The following is a 25,182-nucleotide window of genomic DNA, read 5'->3' as shown; positions in this document are numbered from 1 at the left end:
ACTATTGCACCATCCGGGCGGCGGCGCGGGCGATCACCATCTCTTCGTTCGTGGGAATTGCCAGAATGCGCACGCGACTGAAATCGGTCGACAGAACCGTGCCATTGTCGGCGTTCCTGTTGGGATCCATTTCAATCCCGATCCAGCGCATCCCGTCACAAACCCGCTGACGAATCTGGACCGCGTTCTCACCAATGCCGCCCGTGAACACCAGCGCGTCCAACCCTTCCAGCGCAGCAGACATGGCGCCAAGCTCTCGGCGAATGCGAAAGACATAATAATCGATCGCCTTGCGTGCCTCGGGCGTTTCGGCGGCCAGCAGGGTGCGCATGTCCGATGACATCCCCGACAGACCCAGCAGGCCGGAATTACGATAGAGCATGTCGGCGATTTCATCCGCGCTCATCCCTTCCTGCTGCATCATGTACAGCACGACACCCGGGTCCAGCTGACCGCTGCGGGTGCCCATCGGCAGGCCGTCCAATGCGGAAAAACCCATGGTCGACGCCACAGCCCGCCCGCCTGACACAGCACACATCGACGCGCCATTGCCCAGATGCGCGATGACAACGCGGCCATCATACAGGCTGGGCGCGGTTTCTTTCAGCTTTTGCGTGATGTAGTCATAGCTCAGGCCGTGAAAGCCGTACCGGCGCACGCCCTTGTCATAATAGCTCTGCGGCAGGGCGAAGGTATCGTTGACCCATGGATGGGTGCGGTGAAAGGCGGTGTCGAAACAGGCCACCTGAACCGTGTCTGGAAAGGCGGCGCTGGCTGCACGGATACCGGCCAGACTGAATGGCTGGTGCAGCGGCGCAAAGGGGATGAACCCGGCCAGAGTATCCAGAACCTTGTCGTCGATCCGCACGGGTTCGGAATACACCGTCCCCCCATGCACAACCCGGTGACCTATGGCGCGGATTTGGATGTCCGGCAGATATTCGCGTGTCATGTCCAGAAAGGCCTGGATTGCCTCGTCATGGCTTTGGGTATCCGTCAGCGCCTGGTTGATCGAGCGGCCCCCGGCAGATTCCGCCAACAAGCGCGGCGCATCCCCCAAGCGTTCGATCTGGCCGTGCCAACGCATGCTGGGGCGATTGCCTTCGACCAGTTCATACAGCCCGAATTTCAACGAAGACGACCCGGCGTTCAGCGCCAGCACATGGTCAGCCATGAATTTTACCCTTATTTGCCTGCGCATGCAGCGCCGCCACCGCACAGGAAGCCAACCGCGAGGCATCATCATCCGCTCGGGACGTCAGAATGATCGGGGCGGCGGCACCTACCACAATTCCCGCTGCCTCGGCATGGGAAATGTAAGTCAGCTGTTTGGCCACCATATTGCCAGCTTCGATATTCGGGGCCACGAGGATATCCGCCGCCCCGGCGACGGCGGACTTGATGCCCTTTGTTCGCGCCGCCTTCAGATCAACCGCGTTGTCCATCGCCAGTGGGCCATCGACCAGTCCACCGGTGATCTGACCCCGCTCGGCCATTTTCGACAACAGCGCCGCATCCACAGACGAGGGCATATGCGGGTTGATCGTCTCAACCGCCGACAAGACGCCAACCTTTGGTGTTTCTATCCCGATCGAGTGTGCCAGATGGATGGCATTCTGCACAATGTCTGCCTTGGTCTCGAGGTCTGGGGCGATGTTCACGGCCGCATCCGTCACCATGATGGGCCGTGAAAAGCCCGGCACGTCCATCACAAACACATGCGACAGGCGACGGCCTGTCCGCAAGCCTTTGTCGCGGCGCAGAACCGCTCGCAGCAAAACATCGGTGTGCAAATGCCCCTTCATCAGGGTTTGCGCCTTACCTTCAACCACCAGGTCCACAGCGCAATGGGCCGCATTTTCATGACTGCGGGCTTCAATGATCTCGAGACTCGACAAATCGGCCTTCAACTCGGCGGCTGCAGCAGCGATTTTGTCAGGATCACCCAGAAGGATCGGCGCAATAATACCTTTGGAATGCCCTAGCAACGCACCGCCCAGCGAGTTCGGCTCTTCCGGGGCGATCACGGCTGTGGGCATCGGATCCAGAGGCTTTGCCTTTGCGATCAGCGCATCGAAATGGCGATGGCGCTGAACGATCAAGCCGGGCACGTCAACCGAGTCAAACGTCAGGTGTTTGGCTGGCGGCGTCACTTGCACCTCACCACTGAGGATCAGAGCGTTGTCGCCCACGCGGCGCACTTCGGTCGCACAAAGCAAATCACCGTCGTCCCGCTTTTCGGTCACGGTCAGCGTGGCTGTCACCTCGTCATCAGCCAGAACAGGCGCATGAAAAGACAGGTTCGCCGACCGCGCCTGGGTGCCCGCGCCGGGCAGGATATTGCCCAAAATTGCCGCAATCAGACCGGCAGGCCACAGGGCTGGGGCCACTGCCTCGGGGTGGCCATCGCCATCGCCATCATATCCTGCCAGATGCAATGGATTATGATCGCCCGAGGCCGAGGCAAAGGCATAAAGATCATCGACCGTACATAAGCGCGTCACCTGCGCCACGTCCCCGACCTTGATCTGCGTGTAGGTGCGGTTTTCCGTTATTTTCATTTCTGTTTGGCCTTGTTCGCAGCAGCCGAACTGCGCCCTTGAGATTTGCTCCGAGTTTCCGTTTTCTGTTTGATCTCAGCAAGATCAAGCGTGTCGTACAGTGCTTGTGCCATCTCAACAAGCTCAGGCGACGGGTCTGGAATTTCGCCCAGAATACGCTTGAGCAAATCTACCGTCTGCTTTCTGTCAGCAACCCGCGGAAGCAAGTCGGGCAACGTATCTATCGCACCCTGTTCGTCAAAAGTGACGATCACTGTCTGTTCGCGCAACATGCGTTGGCGGTCTTCGACGGTGAGATCCCTGAACGGGGCTTCATGTTGGAACACATGCGCCCAGCGATGCAGAATTTCAGCCCGAAAGCTTTGGTTGCTTGAGGCCAGCAACAGCAACAACCGGATCACGGCCTCGGGCAGCCCGCCCTGTTTCATATGCGCCAATGCTGCCTCAACCTCGGGCAGGGCTTTCAGGGTTTCAGGATCAGGCAAGGTACGGTGGGCAGCGTTCTTCTTGCCGAACCACGCGGCCAGCGGACCACCCCAAAGCGCATAGAACATCCCTTCATACCAGGCGTCGCGCAGGTCTCGACTCAGATCTATGGCCTGTTCGATCCAGTCGCCGGTCAGCTTTTCCATCTCAAGAAACGGGTTATCAGCTGTCGCAGGGGCGCGCAGTTCGCGCGTCATCCCGGCCAATTGCGCAACCCCCTTCATCATCGGATTGTCCGAGGACATCGCCGCGCGTTGAACGCGCAGAGGGTGCAGATCACGCAAAGCCTTTGCGCCCATCGGTGTCGACACGGACCGCACAAAAGGACGCCCAAAGGTTTCATACGCATTCGCCTGCACTTCGGACATGTGTGCCACCGCGGCAAAGCTGGCCTCATCCTGCTGGCCGTCGTCCAACGCGGCTACATCCCCGAGTGTGCGGTCATAGAACCGAACCTCGAACTGTTTATCCTGGCCTTCGCCTTGGGTGTTTTCGATCACCATCTCGTAGAGGCCGGGTGCCATTGCTTCGACCGTTTCCAGGGTCGAAGCCATCTGCGTATGTTCCTTACGCGCCACTTTGGACGAAACAAAAATGCCCAGATGGCCAACCTCATCATGCAACATGTAGATGATCCGTTGACCGCGCATACGGATTTCCTCTTCATCTGCGTATGTGGCGGCAATCCAGTTGAGTGCCTGCTGGGGCGGGGTGATGTTGTCACCTTGGCTGGCAAAGACAAATATCGGGCCTTTCACCGCCTTGATGTCGATCGGCACGCCCGGTTCCAACTGCGCGGTGTTCTTGATCAGCCGATTGCCAACGAACAGCTGCTCGACGATCCAATGAATCTCGGCCTCGTTCAATAGGAAGTAACCACCCCACCAGCGCTCAAAATCAATGAAGCGTTTCCGACCGCCATCAGGGTCGCGGTAGAGGTCGAAATACTTGCCGAAATAATTCCGGCTGGGGTTCAGCTGTTCGAAATTCATCACCAGATTGGCGCCATCGAACATGCCCGCGCCGACGTCCGACCAGAACATCGGTTGCCAGGTGCCGCCCAGAACACCGGCGTTATACCGCATCGGATTTTCCCCTACCTCGCCCGACCATGGCGCAATGGGGGCGCCATTCAGGATCAGCGGCCCGGTCAGATCCGGGTTGCAGGCGGCCATCAGCAAAGTGGCCCAGCCACCTTGGCAATTGCCAGCCACGACCGGCTGCGGGCTGTTGGGATGGCGCGCGCGGACAGTACGCACGAACCCGGCCTCGGCATGCATGACGTCGGCAAGGGTCTGCCCCGGCACAGGGTCTCGCCCGAAACTGACGAAATAAACCGGATGCCCTTTTGACAGGGCAACGCCAACTTGACTGTCTGGTTTGAATCCACCGATCCCGCCACCATGACCAGCACGCGGATCGATGATGATGTAGGGACGCCGGGTGTCGTCAACGGTTACACCTTTGGGCGGCAGGATGCGCAGCAGTTGGTAATTGCAGGGGCGTTTCAGGTTCGCCCCGTCGACGATGACCTCATAGTCATAGATCAGCACCGGCGGGCAACCCGCGGCTTCATGCTCCAGAAAAACATCTCCGCGTTCACGCAGCGCGTCCATGGTCAGCACCACGCGCTGGGTGGCGTCTTTCAGATAAGCTGTCCAATCGTCGACAATCGATTGCGAACGCGCAATGCGCTGCGAAACCTCGGCGAAGCCCTGCATCAGATCTCGGGTCCGCTCTGAATGCGTTTCGATAATCCGCGTCGATTGCAGCCGGACGGATTGGGACAACAGGGTCCATTGTACGCCGGACCGATCCAAAGCGCGGGTTACGATATCAACCGTTCGGTCCTGAACCGCAGCCGCGTTTTCAGCCGTCTCGGACCGAAGGTTCAACGAGGTCTTCTGCACATTGGTCACCATGAGCCTGTCCTCTAACCATCGAAAACACATGCGCCACCACCGTAAAAATCTGCCAGTGGCCGAGTCGATTTCTGCGACGCAGCATAGTTTGTTTCGAAATGATACTCAAATCCAACTCTGCGCCGCGCCGTCTTGGTTCTAACCGTTGGTGCAGCCACCGCCTGAGCGGCATTGGACAACTTCAACTGTCAGGTGACTGGCGAAAAGGCGAAAAATAAATGTTTCAATAATGATCTGGATCAAGATTCATCACATTCGAAATCGCTATTGGGATAACCTAGTAAGGGAATCAAGCGCGTACAGTCCAGCCAAATGAGCCAGATGACCAGTCGTCGGGCGTTTCTAAGCGCCAAAGTATGTCGGGAGGACAGCAGCATTGTCCGTCCTCCGGGATCACATGTGCCGGGTTTCCTGGATCACTGCACCAAATGTGGCGACTGCGTCGACGCCTGTCAGGAAACGGTGATTGTCGTCGGTCAGGACGGTTTCCCCGTGTTTAAGCCCAGTGAAAACCCCTGCACCTTTTGCGGCAATTGCGCCACGGTCTGCCCGACAGACGCGTTGCAAATCGAACGCCTGCCGGACTGGCCCTGGCGCGCGGCGATCGAGACATCCTCTTGCCTGTCCGTGAACGGGGTCAGCTGTCGCGTCTGTCAGGACAATTGCGAACAGAATGCCATCCGCTTCAGGTTACAACTGGGCGGTCGGGCCGAGCCTTCGCTGGATGCCGACACCTGCATTGGGTGCGGTGCCTGCGTGCCCTCCTGCCCTGTCAATGCCATCGCGCTTGACCGTCAGCCCACATCTAAAACGGAAGCGATACAATGAATATTTGCGGTTGCCTTGTACATATCGTCCCTGACCAAGCTGAGGCCGCGGCGCAAACGATGCGCGACACACCAGGCGTCGAGGTGCATGCCCAGGCCGAAGACGGCCGTTTCGTCGTCGTCGTCGAAGACACATCAGATCACCTGGCGTCCGAGATCATCATGGATCTGCATCAGATCCCCGGAGTGGTCTCACTGACGCTGACCTATCACCATTTCGAGGATCTTGCGGAGGCTACCCCGCATCCCGATGCCCAAAGCCAAACCACCAGCCGGAGGCTCACGCTATGACTACTTCAGAATCTCGCCGGACTTTTCTCAAGGCCTCAGCGGCCGCTGCCACTGCATCAGCCGCTGGCATTCCTCTGGCCACCGGTCAGGCCAACGCGCAGGCCGGGGCCCCCGATATCCGCTGGGACAAGGCGGCCTGCCGGTTCTGCGGTACCGGATGTTCGGTGCTGGTCGGCACCAAGGACGGCCGTGTGGTGGCCACGCAAGGCGACCCGGACGCGCCGGTCAACCGTGGCCTGAACTGCATCAAGGGCTATTTCCTGTCCAAGATCATGTACGGCAAGGACCGTCTGACCACGCCGCTACTGCGCAAGACCAACGGCGAATACGACAAGAACGGTGAATTCGAACCGGTCAGCTGGGACGAAGCCTTCGACGTCATGGCCGCCAAGTGGAAAGAGGCCCTGGCCAAGAAGGGTCCAACCAGTGTTGGAATGTTCGGTTCGGGTCAGTGGACAATCTGGGAAGGCTATGCCGCCTCCAAATTGATGAAGGCCGGATTCCGGTCTAACAATATCGACCCCAACGCGCGGCACTGTATGGCATCCGCCGTTGTCGGGTTCATGCGCACATTCGGCATTGATGAGCCGATGGGCTGTTATGACGATTTCGAACACGCGGACACTTTTGTGCTGTGGGGCTCGAACATGGCCGAGATGCACCCTATCCTGTGGTCGCGCCTAACCGATACGCGCCTGACCAAGCCGGGATGTGAAGTCCACGTGCTGTCGACCTTCGAACACCGTTCGTTCGAACTGGCAGACAACGGCATCGTGTTTGAACCACAGACCGATCTGGCGATCCTGAATTACATCGCGAACTACATCATCCAGAACAACGCGGTGAACGAGTATTTCGTCAGAAATCACGTCAACATCACGAAGACTGCCACCGATATCGGCTATGGCCTGCGAGAAACCAACGCGCTGCAACAAGAAGCAGAAAACCCGAACTCTGGCGCGCTTGAGAGCATCAGCTTTGAAGAATACGCCGAAGCGGTTGCGCCCTATACGCTGGAATACACCTCGGAATTGTCGGGCGTTCCGGCGGATAAGCTCGAGAAGCTCGCGCAGCAATACGCGGACCCGACCCGCAAGGTCATGAGCCTTTGGACTATGGGTTTCAACCAGCACACCCGCGGATCTTGGGTGAACTCGCTGATGTACAACGTCCATCTGCTGGTGGGTAAGATTTCCGAACCGGGCAACTCGCCCTTCTCGCTGACCGGTCAGCCGTCAGCTTGCGGGACTGCACGCGAAGTCGGCACTTTTGCCCACCGCCTGCCCGCCGACATGGTGGTGGCGAATGATGAACACCGCGAGATTTGCGAAACTGCGTGGAACATCCCCGAAGGTACCATTCCGCCCAAACCGGGCTTCCACGCTGTGTTGCAACACCGCAAGCTGAAAGATGGTGAGCTGAACGCCTATTGGGTGCAGTGCAACAACAACATGCAGGCCGCGCCCAACATCAACGAAGAAGGCTATCCCGGTTATCGCAACCCCGAAAACTTCATCACTGTCTCTGACCCTTATCCCACGGTCACCGCTGTCTCTGCCGACCTGATCCTGCCCACCGCCATGTGGGTCGAGAAGGAAGGCGCCTATGGCAACGCCGAACGCCGCACCCAGTTCTGGCGGCAGCAGGTGCAGGCCCCAGGTGAGGCCAAGTCCGACCTGTGGCAACTTATGGAATTTTCCAAACGCTTCACGGTTGAAGAGGTTTGGGGCGAAGAACTGCTGGCCAAGATGCCCGAGCATCGCGGTAAGACCATGTTCGACGTGCTTTATGCCAACGGTAAGGTGGATCAGTTCCCGCTGTCCGAAACGGCAGAAGGGTTCCATAACGACGACGCCGAGCACTTTGGGTTCTACGTTCAGAAAGGTCTATTCGAAGAATACGCTGAATTCGGTCGCGGCCATGCGCACGATCTGGCTCCGTTCGAAATGTACCATCAGGCACGCGGTATGCGCTGGCCGGTCGTGGATGGCAAAGAAACGCTATACCGCTTCCGCGAAGGCTTTGACCCGTATGTTCCCGAAGGGGCTGACGTAAAATTCTACGGCCACAAGGATGGCAAGGCCAAGATCATCTTTGCGCCCTACGAACCCGCGGCTGAAGAGCCGGATGAAGAATTTGATCTATGGTTGTCCACGGGACGTGTGCTTGAACATTGGCACTCGGGCTCGATGACCCGCCGGGTGCCGGAATTGCACCGCGCCTTCCCATCCGCTGTCGTCTACATGCATCCGCAGGACGCCAAGGATCGGGGTCTGCGCCGCGGGCAAGAGATCATTCTGTCCACTCGCCGTGGCGAGGTTACCAGCCGGGTCGAAACCCGCGGACGCAACAAGGTGCCGCGCGGTTTGGTCTTCATGCCGTGGTTCGACGAACACCAGCTGACCAACAAACTGACGCTGGACGCGACCTGCCCACTGTCGAAAGAAACCGACTATAAAAAGTGCGCCTGCAAGGTCGAGCGCGCGTAACCGGCCCGGATCGCAAAGGTAGCCCCCATGTCTCTGGCTGGTACCCCCCTCTCGCCTCAACGGCGCCGTTTCCTGCAGGATTCGGCGCGCGCGGCAGGCGGCTGCGTGGTCGCAGGGTCTTTGCTGGCCTGGCTGGCCCGTGATGCCCGTGCGTTACCGGCCGAGGCGCTGCGTCCACCCGGCGCACTGCCTGAGGAGGCGTTCCTGTCGGCCTGCATCCGCTGTGGGCTGTGCGTGCGGGACTGCCCTTACGATACGTTGAAACTGGCCGAACTTGGGGTGGATGCCGTGGCCACCGGCACCCCCTATTTCACGGCGCGCAATGTGCCGTGTGAGATGTGCGACGACATTCCCTGCGTTGCCGCTTGCCCCACAGGTGCGCTGGACCCGGGGCTGGACAATATCGACGACGCGAAAATGGGCGTTGCCGTTCTGGTCGATCAGGAGAACTGTCTGAACTTTCAGGGCCTGCGCTGCGACGTCTGCTATCGCGTCTGCCCCGTCATTGATGACGCGATCACGCTGGAAGCGGCCCATGACGCCCGATCGGGCCATCATGCGATGTTCATCCCCACCGTGCATGCCGAGCGCTGCACCGGTTGCGGCATGTGCGAAAAAAGCTGTGTCCTACCGGAAGCTGCCATCAAGGTTCTGCCGGAACGACTGGCGCGGGGCAGCGCGGCCGACCACTATCGCAAAGGCTGGGAAGAAAAAGAGGCCCATGGCGGGCCTTTGGTGGACGGCTTGATCGATCTGCCCGACCGCTTGCCGGGACCGGGCACAGACAACCTGACCACACCGGGCGGCTTTGCACCGTCATATGACCTGCCGGGGGTAGGCCAATGAGCGCGCGCACGCATATTCCTGTCGGTCACGAAGCGATCGAAGCCAAAGGCTGGATCGGAGCGCATCGTTTTCTGCTACTGCGTCGTACCAGCCAGTTGTTCTTTCTGGTCCTGTTCCTGCTGGGCCCTTGGTTCGGCATCTGGATCGTGCAAGGCACACTGGCCGGATCCCTGACCCTAGGCGTGTTGCCTCTGACCGATCCGTTTATCGTATTGCAAAGCATCATTGCCGGGCATTGGCCTGAATTGACTGCTCTGATCGGCGGGCTAATCGTTCTGGTCGCCTATGCGCTGATCGGGGGCCGTGTCTATTGCTCCTGGGTCTGCCCAATCAACCCGGTAACCGACGCCGCCAATTGGCTGCACCGGCGACTGGACCTGCCGAAAGGTTGGCAACCAAAACGCAGCACACGCCTATGGGTACTGGCAATGGTCCTGGTCGTGTCGGGCCTGACCGGCGTGATCGCTTGGGAGCTGATCAACCCCATCACCATGCTGCATCGCGGGCTGATTTTTGGCGCGGGTTTTGTCTGGGCCATGGTTGCTGCGATCTTTATCTTTGACCTGTTCGTCGCGCGCCACGGATGGTGCGGTCATATCTGCCCGGTCGGCGCTTTCTATGGTCTGATCGGCAGCAAAAGCTTGCTGCGAGTCAGCGCCGCAAACCGGGCGGCCTGTGACGATTGCATGGATTGCTATGCCGTCTGCCCAGAAAATCAAATCATATCCCCCGCGTTGAAGGGCAAGCCCGGGACAACGCCACTGATCCTTTCCCCGGACTGCACCAATTGCGGCCGCTGCATCGACGTATGCGCTGTCGATGTCTTCACCTTTACTCACCGGTTCGACGACCATGTCGCCGCGCCTTCTGATCCAGTTCCCGCGCCCAACCGGCGCGCAGCCAGACCTATTTAAGGGAGTGCCAAGATGAAAAAATCAATCGTGACAGGCGGAATGGCCCTGATCCCCGTTTTGCTCCTGAGCGGGTTCGCCCTTGCCCAGTCGGCCCAAGTGGAAACCCTGCGTGGGGCGGATGTGGATGAGCTTATTCCACTCGATCAGATCCACAAAAATGTCGAAGGGCGCATGCAGCGCAACTATCGCCAGCAACCGCCGCTGGTTCCTCATTCGATCGAACAATACCAAATCGACGTGCGCACCAATCAGTGTCTGTCCTGCCACGACTGGACCAAGGCAGGTGAACGCAACGCGCCGACCCTGTCGATGACCCACTATCTGGATCGCGACGGCAACGAGCTGGATCACATTGCGGGCACCCGCTATTTCTGCAACCAATGTCACGTGCCTCAGGCAGACGCGCCTGCGTTGGTCGACAACGTGTTTGAACCCTCGTCCGGCAACTAATCCAACGCATGTCTGAAAGGAGCACCAAGATGGCAGACTCCCCCGAAAAACGCGGTTGGATTGGCCGCCTCTGGAACTGGATCTGGACACCGGCCGTGGCGTTCAGCTCGGGCTTTCTGATCCTAGCGGGCTTTCTGGCCGGCATCCTGTTCTGGGGTGGGTTCCACTGGACACTGGAACTGACCAACACCGAGGAGTTTTGTACCTCGTGCCACACGATGGAGGTCAATCTGGGCGAATATCGCGAAACGATCCACTACAACAACCATTCCGGTGTGCGCGCGATTTGTTCCGACTGCCACGTGCCGCATGAGTGGAACCACAAGATCAAGGCCAAGATCATGGCCGTCAAAGACGTCTATCACGAGCTGGCCGGAACCATCAGCACGCCCGAAAAATACGAAGCGCACCGTCTGAGCATGGCTTCGGCCGTCTGGAAAAAGATGAAGGCGTCGGACAGCCGCGAATGCCGCAATTGCCACAACTTCGACTATATGGATTTCACCATTCAGGAAACTCGCGCCGCATCCGAACACCAACGCGCCATCGACACCAACATGACGTGCATCGATTGCCACCAGGGCATCGCGCACAGCCTGCCTTCGGATTACCTTGAGGAATACCAGAGAGTTACGGATGAGCTGGCTGGTGAGACAACGGGCGCACAATCGCATCAGGTTGCAGATGGCAGCGATGAGATCCGGTCATTTCTGAACAAGAGCGCGGATTAAAGAGAGGCACGATATGCTGGAACTTCTGGGAACAATCGGGGCCAACATCATTAGCCTTCCGGGCATTCTGGGCCTTGCGCTTGGCATGATGACCCGCCGCCTGTGGCTGGGCGGCTTGATGGGGGCCGTGGTCGGCGTGCTGGAAACGGTGATCTTCGCCCATTGGAACTTTGCCAATGTCAGTATGGTCGAACTGTTAATCGCCGTCGTCATCGGCCTGTGCGCAGGTACGTTGGGTTCGGTCATCCGCATCAAGGGTGCGACAGTCTGAATTCGCCAAACTTTGCATCAATTCGGCGCCCCGCTGCGGAATGCAGTTGGGGTTCGCCCGAATTCGGCCTTGAACGCACGGGTCATGGCGCTGGCGTTTTCATACCCGCTGCGACCGGCAATTTCCGCGATGGTTTGTTCGGTCTCCTCGACCAGTTTCCGGGCCATAGTCAGCCGCAGTCGCCGATACAGCGCCTGCGGCGTGGTGCTCAACTCGGCCTGAACCCGCATCTCAATCTTCTTTTGCGAACAGCCAAGTTTGCGGGCAACGTCCCGGATCGTCAGCGGTGTTTCTATGTTCCCCTGCATCACCGTCAACGTGCGATTGACCAGCGTATCTTCGGATTTCAAAGGTAAGGCATAGGGATCGGTCGCGCTGCGGCTCATCAGCAGGTGGGCTACCTCCATCGACAGTAGCGGGCCATGATCCCGACGAATGAGGGCCGAGGCCAGATCAAAGGCCGCCATCGCCCCCGAACAAGTCAACCGATTGCCGTCTATGACAAAGCGTTCCTGCACAACGTCAACTGCTGGAAAGGCTTCTTCGAACCGCGACAGCTCATCCCAGTGAATCGTCGCGCGGTGATCGTCCAGCAAGCCAGCGCGCGCCAGTAGCCAACTGCCGGTATCCAGCCCGGCCACTTGCGGATGGGTCCGCGCCGCCGCCAGCAGGGCGCGCGTGGTGGCACGGGTATCCAGCGACAAATAGCCGTAAGATGGCATCACGACCAATACATCGCCGCTGTGATCGTGCAAGGCCCCATGTGGCGTGACGACCAGCCCGCTGGAACTTTGCACGGGCTTGCCATCCAACGAACAGAATCGCCAGAGATACAGCGTCTGCCGCGACAACGAGTTGGCCGCCCGCAGCGGTTCGACCATGTTGGCGAGGCAGTGGTTCGAAAACCCATCAAACAACAGAATATTATAGCGTTGGGACAATTTTTTCTAACTCTGCATACTAAGCGGCTAACTTTGCATGTCGTGACCGTGACCTGTGGCGTTTCATTCGTCAACCACCAGCCAGGGAACACGCGCCATGCAATTCGGTCTGTCAGAAGAACAGGAAATGATCGTTTCAACGGTCCGCAGCTTTGTCGAGAAAGAGATCTACCCCCACGAAGACGCGGTCGAGCGCAGCGGAACCGTGCCATCAGAGCTGGGCGAAGAGATCAAACAGAAGTGTATCGACCTTGGTTTTTACGCCTGCAACTTCCCCGAAGAAGTCGGCGGCGCTGGTCTGTCGCATCTCGATTTCACACTGGTCGAACGAGAATTGGGCCGCGGTTCCATGGCGCTGACCCACTTCTTTGGCCGCCCGCAAAACATCCTGATGGCCTGCAACGACGATCAGCGCGAGCGCTATCTTCTGCCCGCCGTGCGTGGTGAAAGGATGGACGCGCTGGCGATGACCGAACCAGATGCCGGATCGGACGTGCGGGGCATGAAATGCCAGGCCGTGCGCGATGGCGGGGACTGGGTCGTCAATGGTTCGAAACACTTCATCTCGGGCGCGGAACACGCGGATTTCTTCATTGTCTTCATCGCAACCGGGGTCGATGAGACCCCGAAAGGTCCAAAGAAGCGGATCACCACCTTTCTCGTGGATCGCGGCACCCCGGGGTTCGAGGTTCGCGAGGGCTATAACTCGGTCAGCCATAAAGGTTACAAGAACTACATCCTTTATTTCGACAATTGCCGCCTGCCCGATGCCCAGGTTCTGGGCGAAGTCGATGGTGGCTTTGCGGTGATGAACGAATGGCTATATGCTACCCGGCTGACGGTTGCGGCCTTTTCAGTCGGACGCGCGCGCCGGTGCTTTGACTATGCGCTGAATTATGCGGCCGAACGCAAGCAGTTCGGCCAACCCATCGGCAAGTTTCAGGGCGTCGGCTTTCAGATCGCCGACATGATCACCGAGATCGACGCTGCAGACTGGCTGACCCTCGCCGCCGCGTGGCGACTGGACCAGAACTTGCCATCGAACCGCGAGATCGCCTCGGCCAAGCTCTATGCCTCCGAGACGCTGGCGCGGGTGACCGATACCACACTGCAAATCTTCGGCGGCATGGGTCTGATGGATGACTTCCCGATCGAACGGTTCTGGCGCGATGCAAGAGTTGAACGTATCTGGGACGGCACCAGCGAGATTCAGCGCCACATCATCAGCCGCGATCTGCTGCGTCCCTTGGGCGCCTGAAGATGAGCAAAGATCTGAACCGGCTGCTACGCCCGAAATCCATTGCCGTTATCGGCGGTGGGGCGTGGTGTCAGCAGGTCATCCTGCAATCGGAACGCATGGGCTATGCCGGCCAGGTCTGGCCGGTCCATCCCAAGGCAAGTGACATCGCAGGGCACACGGTTTTCGCCCGTCTGGAAGACTTGCCACAGGCCCCGGATGCCGTTTTCATCGGCATCAACCGACACGCTACGATTGAGGCGGTACAGACGCTGTCCGCCATGGGTGCCGGTGGGGCGGTATGCTTCGCCTCGGGCTTTTCCGAAGCAGTGGCCGAAGATGACACCGGCGCGGACCTGCAGGAGCAGCTGCTAGCCGCCGCAGGAGACATGCCCATTCTGGGACCGAATTGTTACGGCTTCATCAACGCGCTCGACGGGGCGCTGCTATGGCCGGATCAGCATGGTGCAACGCCGGTGGACAAGGGCGTTGCGATCTTGACGCAAAGCTCGAACATCTCGATCAACTTGACGATGCAGAAACGCGCGCTACCGATTGCCTATATGGTGACTTGCGGAAACATGGCGCAAACCAGTCAGGCCGAGATTGCCTCGGCCCTGATCGACGACCCGCGCGTGACCGCCGTTGGCCTACATATCGAAGGGTTCAAGGATATCCGACAGTGGGAGGCGCTGGCCGCCAAGGCGCATGCAAAGGGCATCCCCCTGATAGCGCTCAAGGTCGGCGCGTCGGAACAGGCGCAGGCGGCAACCGTGTCGCACACCGCGTCTCTGGCAGGCAGCGACGCCGGGGCGCAGGCGCTGCTGGAGCGATTGGGCATACCGCGCCTGTCTGCCCTACCCGATTTCCTGGAAACGCTGAAACTGTTGCACTGCTACGGGCCATTGCCGGGTGGCAACATCGCCTCGATCAGTTGCTCGGGGGGCGAGGCCAGCTTGATCGCCGATATGGCCATTGGCACTGGTCTGAGTTTCCCTCAGTTGACTGACGACAAGAAAACCCAACTGCGTGATGCGCTTGGTCCGATGGTCGCTTTGAATAACCCGCTGGACTACCACACTTATATCTGGCGCGATGAGGGTGCGATGACGCGGGCGTGGTCGGGAATGACAGGCGACGATATCGACCTGACCTTCTCGATCGTCGATTACCCGACCACTGATCCGACAGATTGGGCCTGCGCATCGCGAGCGGCGCTGAAAGTGCGGGCCGAGACCGGAGCTCGTTTCGCTATCGCGGCAACTCTGCCTGAACTTCTGCCCCAGGACATCGCGCAAGACCTTATGGCCGGTGGCGTCGCCCCTCTTATGGGTCTGCAAGAAGCGCTTAGCGCCACCTGTGCAGCGGGTCAGGTCAAAGCACCCGCCGAGGCCGTAGTTTGCCTGCCCGGCACGATCGAGGCAACGCGTACATTGACCGAGGCCGAGGCAAAATCAGCGTTGGAAGTGTGTGGCTTACGCGTCCCTCAGAACCGCACAGTTCGGGGCGCTGACGAAGCACGCGCTGCGGCGTCGGATATGACCGCGCCCTTTGCTATCAAAGGCATCGGGTTGGCCCATAAATCCGAACACGGCGCAGTATGCCTTGGCGTCCAGGTTGACGACGTAGCCGATGTGGCCGCCGATATCGGGACGGATGAGGTGCTGATCGAAGAGATGATCACCGGTACCGTAGTCGAGCTTTTAATCGGCGTCGTCCGCGATCCGGCGCATGGGTTCGTCCTGACGCTGGGCGCAGGCGGTGTGCTGACCGAAGTGCTACGCGATACCACGTCGCTGTTGGTACCCAGCACATCCGACGATATCCGCACCGCACTGGCCAAGTTGAAAATAGCCCCGTTACTTGCGGGCTATCGCGGCCAACCTGCGGCTGATATGGATGCGATCATCACCGCAGTTCAGGCCGTTCAGGCTTATGTCATGCAAAATGCCGACACGCTTGGCGAGGTCGAAATTAACCCGCTTCTCTGCACACCCGACACGGCCGTCGCAGTGGATGCCCTGATTAGAAAGGCCTGAGATATGGATCCAATCAAAACCCGGCGCGATGGCGCGATCCTTGAGGTGACGCTGGACCGGCCCAAGGCCAACGCCATTGATCTGGCCACCAGCCGCATCATGGGAGAGGTCTTTGCCGAATTTCGCGATGACCCCGAATTGCGTGTCGCAATTCTGACAGGCGCGGGCGAAAAATTCTTCTGCCCCGGCTGGGATCTGAAAGCCGCTGCCGATGGCGATGCGGTTGACGGCGATTACGGCGTTGGCGGGTTCGGCGGCCTGCAAGAACTGCGCGATCTGAACAAGCCGGTGATTGCAGCTGTGAACGGGATCGCCTGCGGTGGCGGTCTGGAACTGGCCCTGTCGGCAGACATGATCCTGGCGGCAGAGCATGCCACATTCGCCCTGCCCGAAATCCGCTCGGGTACAGTTGCGGATGCGGCCAGCGTCAAACTGCCCAAGCGTATCCCCTATCATATCGCGATGGAGCTGCTGCTGACCGGGCGCTGGTTCGACGCCGAAGAAGCCAACCGCTGGGGGCTGGTGAACGAAATCATCCCCGCCGACCAGTTGATGGATCGCGCGTGGGAGTTGGCCCGGCTGCTGGCCTCGGGCCCTCCGCTGGTTTACGCCGCGATCAAAGAGGTCGTGCGCGACGCCGAGGACAGCAAGTTTCAGGATGCCATGAACCGCATCACCAAGCGCCAGTTGCGCACGGTAGATGTGCTGTATGCCAGCGAAGATCAGTTGGAAGGCGCGCGCGCCTTTGCGGAAAAACGCGACCCGGTCTGGAAAGGAAAGTAAGCGTTCAGCGCGGCGGCGGAGTCAGCCATTGCGCTGACATCCCGAAGTTTGACTCTTTGATCTCCTGCTTCGCGATGGCTTGCAGATGCACCTCGTCCGGGCCGTCCGCATATCGCAATGCCCGCGCCCATGTATAGCTGTCGGCCAGTGGCGTATCCGGCGTCATCCCCATGGCACCAAAGACCTGCATTGCGCGGTCGGTCACGGCGGCATGCACATTGGGTGCCACCACCTTGATTAGGGAAATCTCACGCCGCGCCGCCTTGGCGCCCACCTGGTCAATCTTCCACGCAGCCTGCAGGGTCAGCAAACGTGCCTGTTCGATCTCAAGCCGCGATTTCGCGATCCATTCCCGGATCACGCCTTGGTCTGACAGTTGCTTGCCAAAGGTTTTCCGTTCTTGCGCGCGTTCAACCATCAGCGACAACGCCATCTCTGCGGCCCCGATTGAGCGCATACAGTGATGGATACGTCCCGGCCCCAGCCGCGCCTGCGCCAGAGCAAACCCGCTGCCTTCTTCGCCCAGAAGATTGCCGACCGGCACGCGTACATCCTTGAACAGCAGCTCGGCATGGCCTTCGGGGTCATGCATATTCAGGATCGTGGGGTTTCGGACAATCTCCAGGCCGGATGTGTTTTTGGGCACGATCACCATGCTTTGCTGTTTATGCCTGTCGGCATTGGGATCGGTCTTGCCCATGACAATGAACATTCTGGTGTTCGGATGACAGGCATTGGTGATGAACCACTTGCGCCCGTTGATGACATATTCATCCCCCTCGCGCCGGATCGAAGTGGTGATGTTTGTCGCGTCCGAACTGGCCACATCCGGTTCCGTCATCGCAAAGGCCGAACGGATTTCGCCGTTCAGCAATGGCACCAGCCATTCTTGGCGCTGCTCGGGCGTGGCGAACATGTGCAACAGCTCCATATTGCCGGTGTCCGGCGCATTGCAGTTGAACACCTCAGAGGACCAGCTGACCTGCCCCATCAACTCGGCCAGCGGGGCGTATTCCAGATTGCTCAGCCGGGTGCCGGGTTCATCGTCGCGCAAGGAAGGCAGGAACAGGTTCCACAGCCCTTCGGCCCGGGCCAGCGCCTTGAGGTCTTCCATGAATGAGACCGGGAATTTGCCTGCTTCAATCTCTTCCTTATGGGCACGGATGCGCGGGTAGATATGCGCCTGCATAAAGCGTTTCAGCTGCTCGCGGATTTCCGCAGCGCGTGGCGATGGGGCAAAGTCCATGACGGTCCCTTTTCAGAACGTTGCAACACTACGTTGCCTCTGCGGGTACCCTATCCGCACCCACCGCATTTGTGAAAGCTGCCAGTTGGTTTCCAACGGTTTTTGCCGCAAGGTCATTTGAGTTGCGACAGGACTTGCCGGGTTTTGTATCGTCAAGCGTGGCCGAGTTAACGACCAAGCTGTTGCGACGACAACCATCACCTGTTGCCCATCACCTTGCAGAGCGATAATCGTCTGATCATATGACCAAAGCACCAATGCGACGGAGTTCAGGTGTCTGAGCAGCAGATCAAAAAATCGGATGACATTGCGCAGAAACTGTTGACCAGGATTGTCCGTGGCGCATTGAAACCCGGTGAAAAGCTGCGGCAGGACCTGATCGCGCGTGAGTTCGGAGTCAGCCAGGTCACTGTACGCGAGGCGCTGCTGAATCTGGCATCAAAAGGACTGGCCGTCGCTGTACCACGCCGAGGTATGTGCGTGGCGCCAATGGACCAGAACGCCATTCAAGAGCTGCGCGTGATGCGACGCGCGCTTGAACCGGTGGCCTTGCTACATTCCGTTCCAAACCTGACGGCCCAGCAGATTGCCCAGATCGAACAAGTACACGAAGACTGCGACAGCGCCCAAACTGCTGAAGATTGGGAAGACGCCAATCAGCGTTTTCATATGGCCGTCATCGCGGCCTGCAACATGCCGCGCATGATTGACGAGATCAGGAACCTGCAAGTGCTGTACACGTGGCATTTCAACAACCTGTACACCGCCAAATGGCGACCGCGCGCCGATCCGGATCACGCTGCAATTCTGGCCGCCATCAAGGATCGCGATGCGGCCAAGGCGCATTCGGTTATGCAGCGCCACCTGACCCGCCTGCCCTAGGCGGGATCAGTCGGGTTTCCGGGCGATGATCCAGGTCGGGTGATAGGTCAACGGAACCCCGTCCTTGCCGCCAAACTGCCGAACATAGTCATTATTGAAGGAAAGCAGGCTCGACTTTGTCCACGGCTTCTGCGCGCGCCCGTTCACTCCGGTTCTGCGCAGATGGTCCAGCACGTCGCGAGGAGAGGAAAACTGCATCTGCTGTTTGGATTCTCCGGCACTGACGACGTTCAGAATACCTTCGACAGCAGCGGCCAAAACCTCCGGTCCACAAAGGCCGGGCGCCTTCGCCGCCGATCCAATCTGCACCAGTTCCTGATATTGCAGCGGGCCAAAACCGGAAACCGCCAGCCAGCCTCCGGGGGCCAGCGCCTGCGCGGCCCGGTGCAGGAACGCGGCGGGATCGGGCAACCACTGGATCATTGAAGCCGAGGCAATCAGATCCGGTTTCGCAGGCCATGCGACCGTTTCCGCATCACCACACAGAAATCCTGCACCAAAGGACGCGGCGGTCTCATATGCCTCGGGTGACAGATCGTTGACGGTCAAACCATCAAACGCGAACTGCGCGCAAAGCCTTTGGGTCAAATGACCGGTGCCACAGCCAAACTCCAATCCGGACGCAAAATGCGTCGGAGCACCGTCACGTTGCAAATCCTGCGCCAATCGCTCAGCTATCCGCGCCTGTTGGTTGGCAGCCTCGTGGTACGAGCGGAAACTGCGGCTAAAACTACGCTGGACGCGGCTGGTCATCTGGGCATTCATGCGATCCACTCCTGCCAGTTCTGACCGCTGGCAAAGGGTATATGCGCGGTTGGAACAGTTCGGACTGCTTCTTGTTGATCGGCCCACGCTGCCTTTTGGGCGGATGTGGAAATGATCCGGTCCCTCAGCGGCATCCAAATCCGGTCGAACCCGGGATCGGGTGCCGGGCCACGTTCGATCACCGCGTGCAACTCTGCTTTTGCCGTGTCGATATCTATTTCGGGCGCTGGACCTTCCAGCCCAGCTCGGCGGCAGAACTTGGCAAAGCTGGCGGTGCTGAGTTGATCGGCCGTGGCCCGGATCATGTCTGGCGCGATGCCGCGTTCGACATCGGAGGGATGCAATGTGCCGCTGACCGCGATCAGCCGATCTGGCCGCACCCCCGTTTGTGCCAACCAATGCGCGGCCGAGACCACACCAAACGAGAACGCGATCAGGGTGACCTTGTCATAGTTTGACAGCTCGCTCAGCGGGTTATCCAAACGGATATAGTCGTCGACGAACAAGACATCCGTATTGCCCTCAAGGCTTTCGAAAGGACCTGGGCCAAGGGCCCAGCCCCCGAAGACCAAAAGCACCTCGGCCGTGCCTGAGCGGGACAACCAGCGCTGTTTCATGACATCCCTCGAACCAGCGATACCATGGCCGAGGTTACGCGGCTTAGCTCATCTGATGAGATGATATAGGGCGGCATGCAATAGATGTTGCGCGCGAACGGTCGCAGCCAGACGCCGGTTTCCAATGCCAACCCATGCGCCACCGAAGGGTCGACCCAGCCTTCCATCTCGATAACACCGATGGCACCCAAGACGCGCACATCCGCCACACCGGGCAAGTCACGCGCCAGAGCCAGCTCCTGCGTCATCTGCGCAGCGATACCCGCCACTTCCGACCGCCAATCGCGGACCGAGAGTTGTTCCAGACTGGCCACCGCCGCCGCGCAGGCCAGCGGGTTAGCCATATAGGTGGGCCCGTGCATCATGACGCCGGCCTCGCTTTCCCCAATCCGTCGTGCGACGGTTTCGGTGGTGACCGTGGCCGCCAACGTGATATGCCCACCTGTCAGCGCCTTACCCACGCACAGGATATCTGGCACAATGTCGGCATGGTGCAGGGCAAACAGCTCACCGGTGCGGCCAAAGCCAGTGGCGATCTCATCGAAGATAACTAGCACGTCATGTGCCTTGCACATCTCATGGGCGCGCTGCAGCCAGGTCGGGTGGTAGAAATACATCCCCCCTGCCCCCTGAACCACAGGTTCAAGAATCAGCCCCGCGATCTGGTCAGCTTTCGCCTCCAGCAACTGTTCCAGTGCATTCAGCCCGTTCAGGTCACCGTCCTCGGACCAGTCCTGACCAAAGGCGATCTGAGGGCGCGGCAGAAAATGCTGAACGGACAGGGCGCCCGCAAACAACCCGTGCATTCCGTTGACCGGGTCGCACACGCTCATCGCTTTCCAGGTGTCGCCGTGATAGCCGCCGCGGATGGTGGCAAACTGCGTTCGCCCCTTGCGACTCTGCGCAATTTGGTACTGCACCGCCATTTTCAGGGCTACTTCGATGGCGACCGACCCGCTGTCGCTGTAGAAAATGCGATCCAGCCCGTCGGGCAAAAGCCCGATCATTTTCCGGCCCAGTTCAATCGCGGGTTCATGTGTCAGCCCACCAAACATCACATGCGGCATCTGTTCCAACTGCGACTGCATGGCTGCGATGATGGCCGGGTGACGATGCCCATGCACCGCACACCACCAGGACGACATGGCGTCGATCATCTGCGTGCCATCCTCAGCCGTCAGCCAAACCCCATCTGCCCCCGTGATCAGGTGCATCGGGCCGGGTTCCAGCACGTTTGTGTAAGGGTGCCACAGATGGCGGGCATCAAACTCCAGCGGTGTCATAAGGCACCTCGGATCGCGTTAATGTCGATGGCAGAAAATGCGTTAGACAGAGTTTCGCGTGAAAGGTTTTCGACGAAGGGCAGCCTGCCCAAATGGCGGATATTGGTCATTTCGGCGATGGTCTGTTCCACGTCCGACTCAGCATCACCGACAAAGGCCACGCCAATCACATTGCATCCTGCATTGCGCAACGCCATCAGGGATAGGGTCGTGTGATTGATCGTACCCAGTGCGGTACGCGCCACCAGCACAATCGGGGCCTGCCACTGTGCAATCACATCCAGGAAAAAGATCTGACGGTTAAGCGGCACCATCAACCCGCCCGCGCCTTCAACCACAAGTGGGCCGGGCACCGGCGGCAAGGTTAGGCGGGCCGGGTCGATTTCAATCCCCATATCCTCGGCCGAGAGATGTGGCGAGGCGGGCATGTTCAGCCGATACGCCTCGGGCAGCACCTCGGCCCCGGTCAGGGCCTTGACGGTTTCCGAGTCGGTGGCCTCTTCCAGCCCCGACTGCACAGGTTTCCAATACCGCGCGCCAAGGGCTGCTGTCAGGCCCGCTGCAAAGACAGTTTTCCCGATGCCCGTATCCGTTCCGACTACGATGACAGGGCTCATGCGGCCTCGCTTTGTTGCTGCGCTAGGGTTTCGAACAAGGCGGTAATATTGGCCTGTGAAACATTGCCTGTAATCGAAACCCGTAGCCGCGATGTGCCGCGCGGAACCGTAGGAGGGCGAATGCCGCGCACGTCAAAGCCTTGCGACTGCAGGGCTGCGGCCGTCTGCATCGTGCGCGCTTCGTCCCCAAGAATGACGGGGATGATCTGACTGTTCAGCGCACCCGGCGACACGCCGTTCCGGCGCGCTTCGGCATGGGCATGATGTATTCGAGCATTCGCCGCCTCGGTCAGTCCGGTGTCTGATTGCAAATGCGCCAGTACAGCTCGCACCAGGGCCGCGTTAAACGGAGATGGCGCGGTCGCAAAAATGAACGGCCGTGCCCTGTTGATCAGCGCGTCGATCATCAGCCGTGGGCCACAGATCAGTCCGCCCGAAACGCCCAGACCCTTACCGCAGGTATGCAATGTCAGCACTTCGGCCTTCAACCCATGCGCCAGTCCTTTGCCGTGTGGGCCGAAAACACCGGTTGCATGGGCTTCGTCCACGACCAACACCGCTTCCTGCTCCACAGCCAGATCGGACAGCGCGTTCAGGGGCGCGAGATCACCCTCCATCGAATAAACGCTTTCCACGGCAATCCAGATTTGACCGGACCCTCCTGCGGAAAGCCAGTCGGCAATAACACGGCGTGCGTCGGCCACATCGTTATGAGCGAAGGCCCGCGTGTCGGCCCGGCCCATACGCATTCCTTCATGAGCGCTGGCATGAACCAGATCGTCATACAGGATCAGATCACCGCCGGCGGGAAGGGTCGAAAAAATCGCCTGATTGGCCTGAAACCCGCCACCCATGAACAAGGCGGCCTCGGCGTCGAAAAACGCGGCGGCCTCAGCCTCCAACGCCTCATGTTCCGGGTGATTGCCGCGCAGCAACCGCGACCCACCCGATCCCAGCGGCACACCGCGATCCAGCGCCTTTTGCGCGGCACCTTGCAGCCATGCAGATTCGGACAGACCCAGATAATCATTCGAGGCAAAGTCCAGCCCACGCCTCGGGGTCAGCACCCGGCGACGATGCCGGGCGCCTAATGTTTCAAGCATCGAGTTCAGGCGACCCAATGCTTTCATTCAGCAGCTTCCGCGCAGCTTTGCCCGGCCACGGTTTCGGCTTGCAGCCCAAGCTTGGCAAACAGGATCGCGTCGGTGTCTTCTTCCGGGTTCTCTGCCGTCAGCAGCGTTTCCCCCACAAAAATCGAGTTCGCCCCGGCCAAGAAACACATGGCCTGATGCTCATCGGTCATATCGCTGCGTCCGGCAGACAAGCGAACATAGGATTTCGGCATCATGATACGGGCGGTGGCGATCACACGCACGAACTCGATTGGATCGATCGGCTTGGCGTCCGCCAGCGGTGTGTCTTCCTGCGGCATCAGCATGTTGATCGGCACTGATTCAGGTGCGGGTCCCATATTGGCCAGTGTGACCAACATATCGACACGGTCGCCGACCTCTTCACCCATCCCCAGGATACCGCCGGAACACACTTTGATCCCGGCTTCCTGCACGCGGGTCATTGTATCGATCCGGTCGGCAAAGGTGCGGGTGGTGATCACCTCGGGGTAATAACGCTCGGACGTGTCGATGTTGTGGTTGTAATAGTCCAGGCCGGCGTCACGCAGGCGAAACACCTGGTTGTCGTCCAGCATGCCCAGCGTCATGCAAGTCTCCATACCCATCTCGCGAACGCCTTCGACCATGGCCACCAGCGCATCCATGTCGCGATCTTTCGGTTCACGCCAGGCCGCGCCCATGCAGAACCGGGTAGCACCACCATCCTTGGCCTTGCGGGCCTCGGCCAGCACGCGCTGAACCTCAATCAGTTTCGAGGCCGACAGTTTTGAGCCGTTGCGCGCCGATTGCGAGCAATAGGCACAATCTTCGGCACAGCCACCTGTCTTGATCGACAACAGCTTGGAGGTCTGAATCTTGTTGGGATCGAAATTCTCGCGATGCACGGTCTGCGCGCGGAACAGCAAATCCATCAGGGGAAGATCATATACGGCCTGCGCCGCCTCGCGGGTCCAAGTGGGGGAGGTGTTTTCCATTTTATCGATAATCTATCCAAAACTCCATGCCTAGCTTTTCTAATATCGATAATCATGCAAACTACAACTTAAATCTAATTCAACAGCGCCGAACCGCGAAGCGTGATCAAAGCCCAGCCACCTGCGGTAAAAGGTAGACTCCTGTTTCAGGGGCACAATTGACCGCAATACGGCAGCCATACGCCTGACTGAGCAAATCGTCGCACAATGTATCCACCGGCATGCCCTGGCTGAGGATTTGCCCATCCGACAGTAGAATCACATTGTCGGCGCACATGGCCGTCAGGTTCAGATCATGCATCACCATGACCACCCCGCCGCCACTGGTCGCGAAATCCCGAACAATTTGCATCACCTGCAATTGGTGGCCGATATCCAGGCTGGAAACGGGTTCGTCCAGAAACAACCAGCGCGACCCTGCCGGCCCGGTCGGTTGCCACACCTGCACCAGAACGCGGGCCAGTTGAACACGCTGCTGCTCACCCCCTGACAGTTCCTGATAGAACCGCCCTTCAAATCCACCCAAACCGACACGAGTCAGCGCATGCAGGGCAATCCGGTCGTCCATAGATCTGCGCATACGCCCCATGCGGATCACCTCTAACACGGTGAAAGGAAAGCTCATCGGAGTCGCTTGTGGCAGGACGGCACGAATGTCGGATAGCTCAGCAGCGCTAGTTCGCGCGATATCCCGACCGTTCAACGTAACGGCCCCGTCATGGTCCAGATCGCCGGTCAGCGCCGCCAACAACGTGGATTTACCCGCCCCCGACGGGCCCACAACGGCAGTCACCTGTCCGGGCTGGGCTGAGAAAAACAGATTGCTCAGGATCGTGCGGCGTCCCAGCCGAACGCTCAGGTCTGTGACAATCAACAT

24 protein-coding genes are annotated in these 25,182 nt (G+C 59.3%); 12 read left to right on the top strand and 12 right to left on the bottom strand.

Going from position 1 to position 25,182, the window contains the following annotated elements:
- Position 1: 1 nt before the first annotated feature.
- From GOX21_RS08810 to GOX21_RS08800, 3 genes are read right to left on the bottom strand one after another with little or no spacing between them, the layout of a single operon-like run.
- Positions 2-1,174: an acetate/propionate family kinase gene (locus tag GOX21_RS08810; RefSeq protein WP_170377040.1), complete on the bottom strand. Its 1,173-nt coding sequence runs from the start codon at positions 1,172-1,174 to the stop codon at positions 2-4.
- Positions 1,167-2,561 (bottom strand): bifunctional enoyl-CoA hydratase/phosphate acetyltransferase, encoded by a 1,395-nt coding sequence (locus tag GOX21_RS08805; RefSeq protein WP_170377037.1) that lies wholly within the window; start codon positions 2,559-2,561, stop codon positions 1,167-1,169. Before GOX21_RS08805 ends, GOX21_RS08810 begins: the two co-directional genes overlap by 8 nt.
- A complete protein-coding gene (locus GOX21_RS08800) occupies positions 2,558-4,969 on the bottom strand; it encodes a DUF3141 domain-containing protein (RefSeq protein ID WP_170377035.1) in 2,412 nt (803 codons plus the stop codon). The genes GOX21_RS08805 and GOX21_RS08800 overlap by 4 nt, the downstream gene beginning before the upstream one ends.
- 312 nt (positions 4,970-5,281) lie before the next feature.
- On the opposite strand from GOX21_RS08800, the gene napF reads away from it, so the two are divergent.
- From napF to GOX21_RS08760, 8 genes are read left to right on the top strand one after another with little or no spacing between them, the layout of a single operon-like run.
- Positions 5,282-5,797 carry a ferredoxin-type protein NapF gene (gene napF, locus GOX21_RS08795; protein ID WP_170377033.1) on the top strand — a complete coding sequence of 172 codons (516 nt, stop codon included), beginning with the start codon at positions 5,282-5,284 and terminating at the stop codon, positions 5,795-5,797.
- The gene (locus GOX21_RS08790; RefSeq protein WP_170349929.1) at positions 5,794-6,087 is read left to right on the top strand and encodes a chaperone NapD; all 294 of its coding nucleotides are present in this window, start codon (positions 5,794-5,796) and stop codon (positions 6,085-6,087) included. Before napF ends, GOX21_RS08790 begins: the two co-directional genes overlap by 4 nt.
- Positions 6,084-8,576, top strand: a complete 2,493-nt coding sequence (napA, locus tag GOX21_RS08785; RefSeq protein ID WP_170349930.1) for a nitrate reductase catalytic subunit NapA — start codon at positions 6,084-6,086, stop codon at positions 8,574-8,576. Before GOX21_RS08790 ends, napA begins: the two co-directional genes overlap by 4 nt.
- Positions 8,577-8,603: 27 nt before the next feature.
- Positions 8,604-9,422, top strand: a complete 819-nt coding sequence (napG, locus tag GOX21_RS08780) for a ferredoxin-type protein NapG (protein WP_170349931.1) — start codon at positions 8,604-8,606, stop codon at positions 9,420-9,422.
- Entirely contained in the window at positions 9,419-10,336 is a 918-nt protein-coding gene (gene napH, locus GOX21_RS08775; protein WP_170377031.1) for a quinol dehydrogenase ferredoxin subunit NapH, read from the top strand. Before napG ends, napH begins: the two co-directional genes overlap by 4 nt.
- Positions 10,337-10,348: 12 nt before the next feature.
- The gene (locus GOX21_RS08770) at positions 10,349-10,786 is read left to right on the top strand and encodes a nitrate reductase cytochrome c-type subunit (RefSeq protein WP_170361759.1); all 438 of its coding nucleotides are present in this window, start codon (positions 10,349-10,351) and stop codon (positions 10,784-10,786) included.
- Between the two features lie 29 nt (positions 10,787-10,815).
- Positions 10,816-11,517, top strand: coding sequence for a NapC/NirT family cytochrome c (locus GOX21_RS08765; protein ID WP_170377029.1), 702 nt, complete (start codon positions 10,816-10,818; stop codon positions 11,515-11,517).
- A gap of 13 nt (positions 11,518-11,530) precedes the next feature.
- Entirely contained in the window at positions 11,531-11,788 is a 258-nt protein-coding gene (locus tag GOX21_RS08760; RefSeq protein WP_170349935.1) for a hypothetical protein, read from the top strand.
- Positions 11,789-11,805: 17 nt separating this feature from the next.
- Here the strand turns inward: GOX21_RS08760 and GOX21_RS08755 are convergent, their stop codons facing one another.
- Positions 11,806-12,729, bottom strand: a complete 924-nt coding sequence (locus tag GOX21_RS08755) for a GlxA family transcriptional regulator (RefSeq protein WP_254428499.1) — start codon at positions 12,727-12,729, stop codon at positions 11,806-11,808.
- Between the two features lie 97 nt (positions 12,730-12,826).
- Here GOX21_RS08755 and GOX21_RS08750 point away from each other — a divergent pair, with 97 nt between their 5' ends.
- From GOX21_RS08750 to GOX21_RS08740, 3 genes are read left to right on the top strand one after another with little or no spacing between them, the layout of a single operon-like run.
- A complete protein-coding gene (locus tag GOX21_RS08750; RefSeq protein ID WP_170349936.1) occupies positions 12,827-13,987 on the top strand; it encodes an acyl-CoA dehydrogenase family protein in 1,161 nt (386 codons plus the stop codon).
- A gap of 2 nt (positions 13,988-13,989) precedes the next feature.
- Entirely contained in the window at positions 13,990-16,005 is a 2,016-nt protein-coding gene (locus GOX21_RS08745; RefSeq protein WP_170377027.1) for an acetate--CoA ligase family protein, read from the top strand.
- Between the two features lie 3 nt (positions 16,006-16,008).
- On the top strand, positions 16,009-16,788 hold the full coding sequence (locus GOX21_RS08740) for a carnitinyl-CoA dehydratase (RefSeq protein ID WP_170377026.1): 780 nt from the start codon (positions 16,009-16,011) through the stop codon (positions 16,786-16,788).
- A 4-nt stretch (positions 16,789-16,792) separates the two neighbouring features.
- Here the strand turns inward: GOX21_RS08740 and GOX21_RS08735 are convergent, their stop codons facing one another.
- Entirely contained in the window at positions 16,793-18,034 is a 1,242-nt protein-coding gene (locus tag GOX21_RS08735) for an acyl-CoA dehydrogenase family protein (RefSeq protein WP_170349939.1), read from the bottom strand.
- Positions 18,035-18,307: 273 nt separating this feature from the next.
- On the opposite strand from GOX21_RS08735, the gene GOX21_RS21710 reads away from it, so the two are divergent.
- Positions 18,308-18,916, top strand: a complete 609-nt coding sequence (locus GOX21_RS21710) for a GntR family transcriptional regulator (protein WP_170349940.1) — start codon at positions 18,308-18,310, stop codon at positions 18,914-18,916.
- 6 nt (positions 18,917-18,922) lie between these two features.
- On the opposite strand, the gene GOX21_RS08725 is transcribed toward GOX21_RS21710, so the two are convergent.
- From GOX21_RS08725 to GOX21_RS08695, 7 genes are all read right to left on the bottom strand, one after another.
- A complete protein-coding gene (locus GOX21_RS08725) occupies positions 18,923-19,681 on the bottom strand; it encodes a methyltransferase domain-containing protein (RefSeq protein WP_170377024.1) in 759 nt (252 codons plus the stop codon).
- Positions 19,678-20,298 (bottom strand): pimeloyl-ACP methyl esterase BioG family protein, encoded by a 621-nt coding sequence (locus tag GOX21_RS08720; protein ID WP_170377022.1) that lies wholly within the window; start codon positions 20,296-20,298, stop codon positions 19,678-19,680. Before GOX21_RS08720 ends, GOX21_RS08725 begins: the two co-directional genes overlap by 4 nt.
- Positions 20,295-21,581 (bottom strand): adenosylmethionine--8-amino-7-oxononanoate transaminase, encoded by a 1,287-nt coding sequence (gene bioA / locus GOX21_RS08715; protein ID WP_170377020.1) that lies wholly within the window; start codon positions 21,579-21,581, stop codon positions 20,295-20,297. The genes GOX21_RS08720 and bioA overlap by 4 nt, the downstream gene beginning before the upstream one ends.
- Positions 21,578-22,198, bottom strand: coding sequence for a dethiobiotin synthase (bioD, locus tag GOX21_RS08710; protein ID WP_170377018.1), 621 nt, complete (start codon positions 22,196-22,198; stop codon positions 21,578-21,580). The genes bioA and bioD overlap by 4 nt, the downstream gene beginning before the upstream one ends.
- Positions 22,195-23,328, bottom strand: coding sequence for an 8-amino-7-oxononanoate synthase (locus GOX21_RS08705; RefSeq protein WP_170377016.1), 1,134 nt, complete (start codon positions 23,326-23,328; stop codon positions 22,195-22,197). Before GOX21_RS08705 ends, bioD begins: the two co-directional genes overlap by 4 nt.
- On the bottom strand, positions 23,325-24,305 hold the full coding sequence (gene bioB / locus GOX21_RS08700) for a biotin synthase BioB (protein WP_170349946.1): 981 nt from the start codon (positions 24,303-24,305) through the stop codon (positions 23,325-23,327). Before bioB ends, GOX21_RS08705 begins: the two co-directional genes overlap by 4 nt.
- Positions 24,306-24,411: 106 nt before the next feature.
- Positions 24,412-25,182 (bottom strand): heme ABC transporter ATP-binding protein, encoded by a 771-nt coding sequence (locus GOX21_RS08695; RefSeq protein WP_170377014.1) that lies wholly within the window; start codon positions 25,180-25,182, stop codon positions 24,412-24,414.

Source organism: Ruegeria atlantica (assembly GCF_013032005.1).
Taxonomy (GTDB): Bacteria; Pseudomonadota; Alphaproteobacteria; order Rhodobacterales; family Rhodobacteraceae; genus Ruegeria; species Ruegeria atlantica_A.
This window is presented reverse-complemented; position numbering and strand designations above follow the sequence as displayed.